At 74.4% G+C, this 8,398-nt stretch carries 8 protein-coding genes and 1 pseudogene; 4 read left to right on the top strand and 5 right to left on the bottom strand.

The window, feature by feature from the left end:
- The 4 genes and pseudogenes from VH969_RS00340 to VH969_RS00325 form a co-directional block, all read right to left on the bottom strand.
- Positions 1-146: pseudogene (locus VH969_RS00340) on the bottom strand (MFS transporter); the annotation flags it as partial.
- Positions 143-586, bottom strand: coding sequence for a MarR family winged helix-turn-helix transcriptional regulator (locus tag VH969_RS00335; protein WP_331968372.1), 444 nt, complete (start codon positions 584-586; stop codon positions 143-145). The gene VH969_RS00335 and the pseudogene VH969_RS00340, both read right to left, overlap by 4 nt.
- 111 nt (positions 587-697) lie before the next feature.
- Positions 698-2,827, bottom strand: coding sequence for an acyltransferase family protein (locus VH969_RS00330; protein WP_331968369.1), 2,130 nt, complete (start codon positions 2,825-2,827; stop codon positions 698-700).
- Positions 2,828-2,900: 73 nt separating this feature from the next.
- Positions 2,901-3,440, bottom strand: coding sequence for an RNA 2'-phosphotransferase (locus VH969_RS00325; RefSeq protein WP_331968366.1), 540 nt, complete (start codon positions 3,438-3,440; stop codon positions 2,901-2,903).
- A 117-nt stretch (positions 3,441-3,557) separates the two neighbouring features.
- Between VH969_RS00325 and VH969_RS00320 the strand changes: the two genes are divergently transcribed.
- The 3 genes from VH969_RS00320 to hrpB are packed head-to-tail and all read left to right on the top strand — an operon-like array spanning position 3,558 to position 7,448.
- Entirely contained in the window at positions 3,558-4,079 is a 522-nt protein-coding gene (locus VH969_RS00320) for an RNA polymerase sigma factor (protein WP_331968363.1), read from the top strand.
- Positions 4,069-5,016 (top strand): hypothetical protein, encoded by a 948-nt coding sequence (locus VH969_RS00315; RefSeq protein WP_331968360.1) that lies wholly within the window; start codon positions 4,069-4,071, stop codon positions 5,014-5,016. Before VH969_RS00320 ends, VH969_RS00315 begins: the two co-directional genes overlap by 11 nt.
- Positions 5,017-5,042: 26 nt before the next feature.
- The gene (hrpB, locus tag VH969_RS00310; protein ID WP_331968355.1) at positions 5,043-7,448 is read left to right on the top strand and encodes an ATP-dependent helicase HrpB; all 2,406 of its coding nucleotides are present in this window, start codon (positions 5,043-5,045) and stop codon (positions 7,446-7,448) included.
- Here hrpB and VH969_RS00305 read toward each other — a convergent pair.
- Positions 7,426-7,914, bottom strand: a complete 489-nt coding sequence (locus VH969_RS00305; RefSeq protein WP_331968352.1) for a pyridoxamine 5'-phosphate oxidase family protein — start codon at positions 7,912-7,914, stop codon at positions 7,426-7,428. The two genes, hrpB and VH969_RS00305, sit on opposite strands and share 23 nt — an antisense overlap.
- Here VH969_RS00305 and VH969_RS00300 point away from each other — a divergent pair.
- Positions 7,913-8,395, top strand: coding sequence for a MarR family winged helix-turn-helix transcriptional regulator (locus VH969_RS00300; protein WP_331968349.1), 483 nt, complete (start codon positions 7,913-7,915; stop codon positions 8,393-8,395). The two genes, VH969_RS00305 and VH969_RS00300, sit on opposite strands and share 2 nt — an antisense overlap.
- The last annotated feature ends 3 nt before the right edge of the window (positions 8,396-8,398 follow it).

Genomic DNA, 8,398 nt, shown 5'->3' with positions numbered 1-8,398 from the left:
CTCGGCGTCGCGTTCAGGTCGTGCGAGATCGCCGGCAGGATCGGGTCGACGAGGCCGATGCCCATGAAGGACACCACGCACGCGAAGGCGACCGCGAAGACGGCCTTGGGTTGCCTGAAGGGGCTGGCCACGGCCGGGCCGCTCATGTACTACTCCGTTCTCGCTCGTGGGAGAGCCGCGTCAGCGCGGCGAAGGCGGGGAGCGCGGCGCTCAGCGCTTCCTGGTCGGGCTCGGTGAGCCGCTCGAGGAGGGTGGCCAGCCGCGTGGTGCGTACCGCCCGCCGGTGGCGCAGCTCCGCGCGGCCGGCGTCGGTGATGTGCACCCGCACCACCCGGCCGTCCGCGGGATCTGGCGATCGCCTGGCCAGGCCCGCGTCCTGCAGCCGCGTGATCAGCTGCGTCATCGCCGGCTGGCTGACGCCCTCCTGGACGGCGAGCTCGGTGAGCCGCGCGGGCCCGCGCCGGTCGAGGCTGGACAGCGTCGCGGCCGCGGTGGCGGAGAGCCCACCGGCCGGGTTCAGCCGCCGGTAGAGGCGGACCAGCTCCTCGAAGGCGACCGAGATTTCGGCCGCGTCGTATGCGGTCATCCCCAAATTTATATCACTTGCTTATGTATCCGGGCCGGGCTCGGCTCGGTGAGGTTCCGCACAAACGCCCTCGAGGAGAGCCGGGCGACCGGGACGGGGCCCCGCGCGTGGTCAGCGGAAGCCGAGGGAGCGGGCGAGCATCGGTTTCAGGGTGCGGCTGAACTCCCGGTTCAGGTGGTTCGCGTCGTAGTAGACGGCCACGTTGCCGACGACCGCGTAGCAGCGACGGGGGTCGCAGAAGTAGTCGGTCAGGTCGACCAGCGACACGTCTCGTATGTCGGTGGACCGGGCCGCCTCGACCAGGGGGTCCGGCGGCTGGGCGACCTTGCGGTCCACCGCGCAGGCCCTGGGGTTCGCCGGGTTGATCACCACGCAGTCGACCTCGCGGACGGCGCCGTTCAGTGGTGGGTCGGCCAGCACCACGACGCGGGCGCCGGCGGAGGTCCACTTCCGCCAGTACTCCTCCAGGCCCGTGCGGTACTGGTCGGTCTGCGACCGGCCGCTGCCGTCGTCCGCGATCTCCTGGCGCGCGTAGAACGTCATGACCACGGCGGCCGGCCGGTCGTCGGCGATCACGTCGGCCATGTCCGACGTCCAGTCCATGCACGCGCGCTCGCCCGCGGGGTCCGCGCCGGGCGCGACGTACCCGGCGAAGTCGATCCTCGCGAACGGGCAGCCGCCCAGGTAGCCGAGCTTGAGCACCCACTTGCGCTCGCGGGCGAGGTCGATCAGCGGGCTCTGCCACTGCTGGGCGTGCGAGTCGCCGATGAGCCAGACGATCTCCGGGTCCGGCCGCCCGCCGCTGAAGTCACAGACGGTCGTGGTCCGCCGCGAGCCGACCTTGTTCTCGTCGGTCGGCTCGCATCCGTCGACGAGCTTGTAGTACTCGTTGACCGGCCCCATCTCGACGACCTTCGCCGGCCCGAACCGGGCGGTGCAGTTGTGGGCGGGGAGCATCGCGGGCGCGCCGTGGCACGGCGGCGGGCGTTTGACCGCGGCGGCCGCGGTCCGGTCGGCCTCGTATTCGGCCTGGGCGACGTGCCGGTCGTAGGTCCAGGTCAGCGCGAAGGCCACCGACGAGATGGCGATCAGCCCGGCGATCATGCCGGCGAACGTGAGCGAGGTGTGCCGGGCGAAGGCCTGCCAGGTGCGGAACGTGTCCTCGACGAGGTACTTCGACGCGATCGCGAGCAGCACGGCCACCACGAGCACCCCCACCTGGTACGGCAGGGTCATCCGGCCGCCGGGCAGCAGGTCGCCGAGCGCGAACGGGGCGAGCAGCAGCAGCGGCCAGTGCCAGAGGTAGAGCGAGTAGCTGACGTCGCCGATGAGCTGCGCCGGGCGGGACGCGGTGAGGACGGTGTGCCACTGCCGCTCGCCGCGGTTGCCGTCGACGATGACGAGCGCGGTGCCGAGCGTGGGGACCAGCGCGAGGTAGCCGGGGAACGGGGTGCGGTCGCCGTAGTAGACCGCCGACGCGATGATCATCGACAGGCCGGCCAGCGTGCCGTACCCGGACATGAAGCGCGGCAGCGCGAGCCGGGTGCCGGCCAGGGCGACGATCGCGCCGAGGGCGAACTCCCACACCCGGACCGGGGTGACGAAGTAGGCCTCGTTGGGCGAGTGCGCGGTCAGGTAGACGCTGTACGCGAGCGACGCGCCGCCGACGAGCGCCATGCCGACGAGCTGCGCGGCACGCCTGCGCAGCTTGAACAACGCGATCAGCAGCAGCGGCCAGAACAGGTAGAACTGCTCCTCCACCGACAACGACCAGTAGTGCTGCACGAGGCTCGACGCCGCGTCCGCCGCGGAGTAGTCCACCGAGTGGACCGCGAGCAGCCAGTTCTCCCAGTACGCGGCGCTGGCGAAGACCTCCTGCGCGGTCCCGGACCAGCGCGGGTACGGCAGCAGGTAGTACGCCGCGACGAGGCAGACCGCCAGCACGAGGAATGCCGCGGGCAGCAGGCGCCGGGCGCGGCGAGCGTAGAACCGGCCGAGCCGCACCCGCGCGGTGGCGACGATCTCCCGGTCGAGGTGCGAGCTGATGAGGAACCCGGAGATGACGAAGAAGACGTCCACGCCGACGTAGCCGCCGGACAGGTGCCCGGGCCAGATGTGGTTGACGACGACGGCGAGCACGGCGATGGCCCGCAAGGCCTGGATGTCGGTCCGGAATCCGCGCTCGACCGGCTCTGGTGTCGCCGCCGGGAGGTCGCGGCGTTGTTCGGTGAGCGTGTCCACGCTTCGTCTGCCCCCACCGGAGTCTCGGCCCTGCCACCTGCCCTGTCCCCGACCGGCCAGAGTACCCGAGCGGCTACCGAAGGTATTCCGGCGGCACGGCGGCCACCAGCCACACCCCGTTGTCGCTGCGGAAGAACCGGTGCCCGTCGCCGGTCATGCGGGCGGCGTCCACCCGCAGCACCACCGGCTTGCCACGGCGCGCGCCGACGCGGGTCGCGGTCTGCTCGTCGGGAGACAGGTGGACGTGGTGGCGCTTCATCGGCCGCAGCCCTTCGCGGCGGATCGCGGGCAGCGCGGCGGTGACCGTGCCGTGGAAGAGCACGCCCGGCGGCACCGCCTCGGCGAGCCCGAGGTCGACCGGCACGGAGTGTCCCTGGTTCGCGCGGATCATCGTGCCGGTGTCGTCGAAGGCGAAGCGCTTCTTGTCGTTGCGTGCGACGACCTCGGCCAGCTCCTCGCGGCTGACCCGGTGGCCGTGGCGGGCCAGCGCCTCGAGCAGCTCGTCGACCGCGACCCAGCCGCCCGGGCCGAGGACGAGGCCGATCTGCTCCGGCGCGTGCCGCAGGTGCAGCGACAAGCGCTTGGACACCCGCACCATCTGCTTCTCGTTCATGACGCGCGCCAGTGTGCCGGGCGCGGACCGGCCGGCGCCTCCGAAATTCGGGACTTATGTGACCTGAGTCACTAGAACGGAACCTTCGGGCGGCAAGGGCGTGTTCGGGGTATGGGCGTGCAACTCCGGCCGGTCACCGACGCCGCGCCGCTCGTCGCGTTGCTCGAACGGCAGTGGATGCCGCTCGTGCGGCTCGCCGCGCTGCTCGTCAACGACGCCGACGCCGCGCCGGACATCGTGCAGGACTGCTACGAGGCGGTCTGGCGGCTGCAGCCCCGTGTCGAGGACGCCGACCACTTCGCCGCCTACCTGCGCAAGGCCGTGCTCAACCGGGCGCGCTCGCGGCTGCGCCGGCTGCGCACGGTGCGCCGCTTCCTCGCCCAGCACCGGCCGGACGACGACGAGCCACCCGCGGACCGGCCGGTGCTCGCCGCCGAGCGGCACCGCGAGCTGCTCACCCGCGTCGACCTGCTGCCCGCCCGCCAGCGCGAGGTGATCATCCTCCGCTACTACTGCGAGCTCTCCGAGGCGGAGACGGCCGAGGCCATCGGCGTCTCCGTCGGCACGGTGAAGTCCTCCGCCCACCGCGCCCTCGCGACGCTCCGCCGCACGATGAAGGACTTCTCCGATGACCACTGACCTCGAGCGCACCCTCGCGGCGGCGTTGCGGAACCGGGCGGACTCCGTGCCCGGCACGCCCATGCCCGTGCTGGGCGAGGTCCCGCCCGCGACGCCGCACCGGCGCGGGCGGCTGCTGCCGGCCGCCGCCGCCGTGGTCGCGGCGGTCGGAATCGCCGGCGCCGTCGTCGCGCTCACGCCCGACGACCACCAGCTCGCGCCACCCGCGCACCGGATCGGCATCCCCGCGGACCCGTACGAGCTGAGCCCGGGCGAGGTCTACTACTCCCGGTCGGTCCGCGGCAACGGCGATGACGACCGGTACATCGAGGTCGAGGTGTGGCAGTCGCCGCGGCGCACGGGTCCGTGGCAGCAGCACGCAATCGTCGGCGCGTCCCAGCGGCACGGCCGGGTGGTCCCGGATCCGCACGAGAAGCCCGAGGACACGGCCGGCACGTGCTTCCCGTTCGAGAGCGCCGCGACCGTCGGCTGCAAGCAGAAGCCGTCGTGGCCCGTCTACCCGTCGCTGGACTTCCTGGCCGGCGTTCCCTCCGAACCCGGCGCCCTCCGCGCCCACCTGCGCGCCGCCGCGGTCGCCGACGCACAGCAGCTGGTCCACGACGGCGTGCTGCCCGCCGGTGTGGCACTCAGCGAACGGGACCTCTGCCTGCGGATGCGCAGCTACCTAGAGCAGGCGTTGGCCGGCAACGGGATCTCGCCGGCGTTGCGGACGGCGATGCGGAAGGTCGTCGCGTCGCTGCCGGGCACGCAGGTGTCCGAGAACGTGGCCGACCGGATCGGCCGCCGTGGCACCGGGTACAGCCTCGAGGACCCGGCCACCGGCGAGCGGGAGACCATGATCTTCGCCGGCGACGTCTTCCTCGGCACCCCGATCGAGGCGCTCGTGCACGGCGTGGCGCCCGCGCTGGGCGAGCCGCCGTCCCGGCTGCTCCCCTGAGCGACCCGCGCGGCACACTCGGGGACGTGCGGCTGCCCGACCTTCCCGTCCGTGCCGTGCTGGGCGACGTCACCGGGGCGCTCGACCGGCACGGTGCGGTCGTGCTCGTCGCGCCGCCCGGCACGGGCAAGACGACCGTCGTCCCGCTCGCGCTGCTGGAGTCCGTCGGCGGCCGGATCGTCGTGGCCGAGCCGCGGCGGCTCGCGGCGCGGGCGGCGGCCGCGCGGATGGCCGCGATCCTCGGCGAGCCGGTCGGCGAAACCGTCGGCTACGCCGTGCGCGGCGACCGCAGGACCTCCGCCCGCACCCGGATCGAGGTCGTGACCACGGGGCTCCTGGTGCGCAGGCTGCAGGCGGACCCGAGCCTGCCGGGCACCGGCCTCGTCCTGCTCGACGAGTGCCACGAACGCCACCTCGACGCCGACCTGCTGCTCACGCTCCTGCTCGACGCGCGCGCGGGCCTGCGGCCGGACCTGCGCCTGCTCGCCACGTCCGCGACGGTCGCCACCGGCCGGATCGCCGAGCTGCTCGGGCCGGGCACGCCGGTCGTCCGCGCGCACGTGCGGACCTACCCGGTGACCGTCACGTACACGCCGCCGGCTCGTGGCGAGCGCATCGAGGCGTGCGTGGCCCGCGCCGCGCGGACCGCGCTGTCCGAATCGGACGGTGACGTGCTCGCCTTCCTGCCCGGTGCCGGCGAGATCGCGCGGACCACCACGCTGCTGTCCGGTGCCGACGTGGTTCCCTTGCACGGCAGGCTGTCCGCGGCCCGGCAGGACGCGGCGCTGCGGCCCGGCACCGGGCAGCGGGTCGTGCTCGCGACCGCGGTCGCCGAGTCGAGCCTGACCGTGCCGGGCGTGCGCGCGGTCGTCGACTCCGGGCTCGCCCGCGTGTCCACGATGGACCACCGGCGCGGGCTCGGCGGGCTGGTGACCACGCGGGTGTCCGCGTCGGTCGCCGAGCAGCGGGCCGGGCGTGCCGGGCGGGAGGCGGCCGGGCGGGTCTACCGCTGCTGGCCCGAGCACGAGCACGCCACGCTTCCCGCGCAGCCCGACCCCGAGATCCGCACCGCCGACCTCACCCGGCTCGCGCTGGAGCTCGCGTGCTGGGGCACCCCGGACGGCGCCGGCCTCGACTGGTGGGATCCGCCGCCGGCCGGCGCGCTCGCCGCCGGCCGGGCCGTGCTGACCGCGCTCGGCGCGCTCGACCACGCCGGCGCGGTGACCGCCCGCGGCCGGCGGATCGCCGGCATCGGCCTGCACCCGCGGCTCGCCCGCGCGCTGCTCGACGGCGCCGCGGAGGTCGGCGCCACCGCGGCGGCCGAGGTCGTGGCGCTGCTGGACGACGACACGCTCGCCACGGGCGACGACGTCGGCGACGCGCTGCGGCGGCTGCGCCGCGACGAGGACGACCGCACCCGCCGCTGGCGCCGCGAGGTCCGCCGGCTCGCCGCGCTGGTGGCGGACGGTCCGCACGGGACCAACGACCCGGCCCTGGTCGTCGCGCTGGCCCACCCGGAACGGCTGGCCCGCCGCCGCGCGCCGGGCGCACGCACGTACCTGATGGCCGGCGGCACCGCCGCGGAGCTGGGCCACGACGGCGGACCGGAGTGGCTGGCCGTCGCGAGCGCGGACCGCCGGCCCGGACGCGCGCAAGGAAAGATCCGCCTCGCGGCCCGTGCCGACCAGGCGCTCGCCGAGCGCGCCGCTCCCGCCCTGATGTCCACTGAGGACGAAGTGGCGTGGGCCGACGGCGACGTGCTCGCCCGCCGGGTCTCCCGGCTCGGCGCGATCGTGCTGCGCGAGCGCCGCCTCGCCGACCCGGACCCGGGCCTGCTGCGCGCGGCGCTACTCGACGGCCTGCGCCGCGAGGGCCTCGGCCTGCTGCGCTGGACCGAGGCGGCGAGCCGGCTGCGGCGCCGGCTTTCCGTGCTGCACAGGGCGATCGGCGCCCCGTGGCCACCGGTGGACGACGCGGCGCTCCTCGACGCCGCCGACGTCTGGCTCGGCCCGGAGCTCGCCCGCGCCACGCGGCGCGCCGACCTCGAGCGCGTCCACGTCCACGACGCGCTGGGCCGGCTCCTCCCCTGGCCCGAGGCCGCGCGTCTCGACGAGCTCGTCCCGGACCGGCTGGCGGTCCCGTCCGGCGCGCGGATCAAGGTCGACTACTCCGGCGACGAGCCGGTACTGCCGGTGAAGGTCCAGGAGGCGTTCGGCTGGACCGAGACCCCGGTGATCGCGGGCGGTCGCGTGCCGGTCCTGCTGCACCTGCTCTCCCCCGCCGGTCGCCCGGTCGCGATCACCCGCGACCTGCGGTCGTTCTGGCGCGAGGGCTACCAGCAGGTGCGCACCGAGCTGCGCGGCCGCTATCCCAAGCACCCGTGGCCGGCCGACCCGGCCACGGCGACACCTACCGCGCGGACGAAACGCTGAGCTCGGCCACCCGCTCCCACGCGCCGGTCAGCGTCGCGAGCCGCCACGGCGTGAACCGCAGCACCGTGACCACCGGGTCCAGATGGTCCACGCCGCCCATGATCTTCGGGTCGAAGCCCAGCGGCTCCGCGGCGGTCGAGAAGAACTCCCACACGTGCCGCCGGCTCTCCGGGTCGTCCGCCAGCGCGGCCGCGCACTCGGCGACGGCCACCTCCTGGGCGGGGTCCCAGTAGGAGCACGAGACGAACGGCGTCCGCGCGAGGTGCGCGACCTTGGGCGTCGTGGGCCGGGTGAACGCCCAGCCGGTCAGGCCGTCCCCGGTGCGCTCCCAGTACGGGTGCACGACCCGGGAGCGTGGACGGCCGTGCCGGTCGACGGTGACCAGCGTGCACCAGACGATGCGATGCGCGATGCGGACGAACTCGTCGAGCAGCTCGTCCGGCGGTCTGCTAGATTTCACAACCATGGTTGTGCATCTTAGACCGGCCGACCTGGAGCTGTCACTACTCGCCTTGTTCGCGGGCTGGGCGATGACCGACGAGCTACAGCGGCGGCTGGCCGCCGACGGCATGGGCGAGCTGCGGTTCAACGACGGCGTCGTGATCCAGCACGTGGTCGCCGGGCCGCTGTCGATCACCGAGCTCGCCGAGCGGATGGGCGTGACCCAGCAGGCCGCGTCCAAGGCCGTCGCCGACCTCGAGCGTCGCGACCTGCTCACCCGCCGGCCGTCGCCCGCGGACGCGCGCGCGAAGCTGCTGCACCTCACCGACCACGGCAGGGCCGCGGTCGAGGGCACCCGGGTGCGGCGCGCCGAACTGGAGGCCGAGCTGGTCCGGGAGTTCGGCGCGCAGCGGGTCGACGAGGCCCGGGAGCTGCTGGCCGCGATCCTCACCCGCTTCGACGCGGACGACGCGGTGCGCAACCGGCGCGTGCGCCCGCCGGGGTGAAGA

Source organism: Actinophytocola sp. (assembly GCF_036555685.1).
Lineage (GTDB): Bacteria > Actinomycetota > Actinomycetes > Mycobacteriales > Pseudonocardiaceae > Actinophytocola.
Note: the sequence above shows the minus strand (reverse complement) of the source record. Positions and strands in the feature narration are given on the sequence as shown.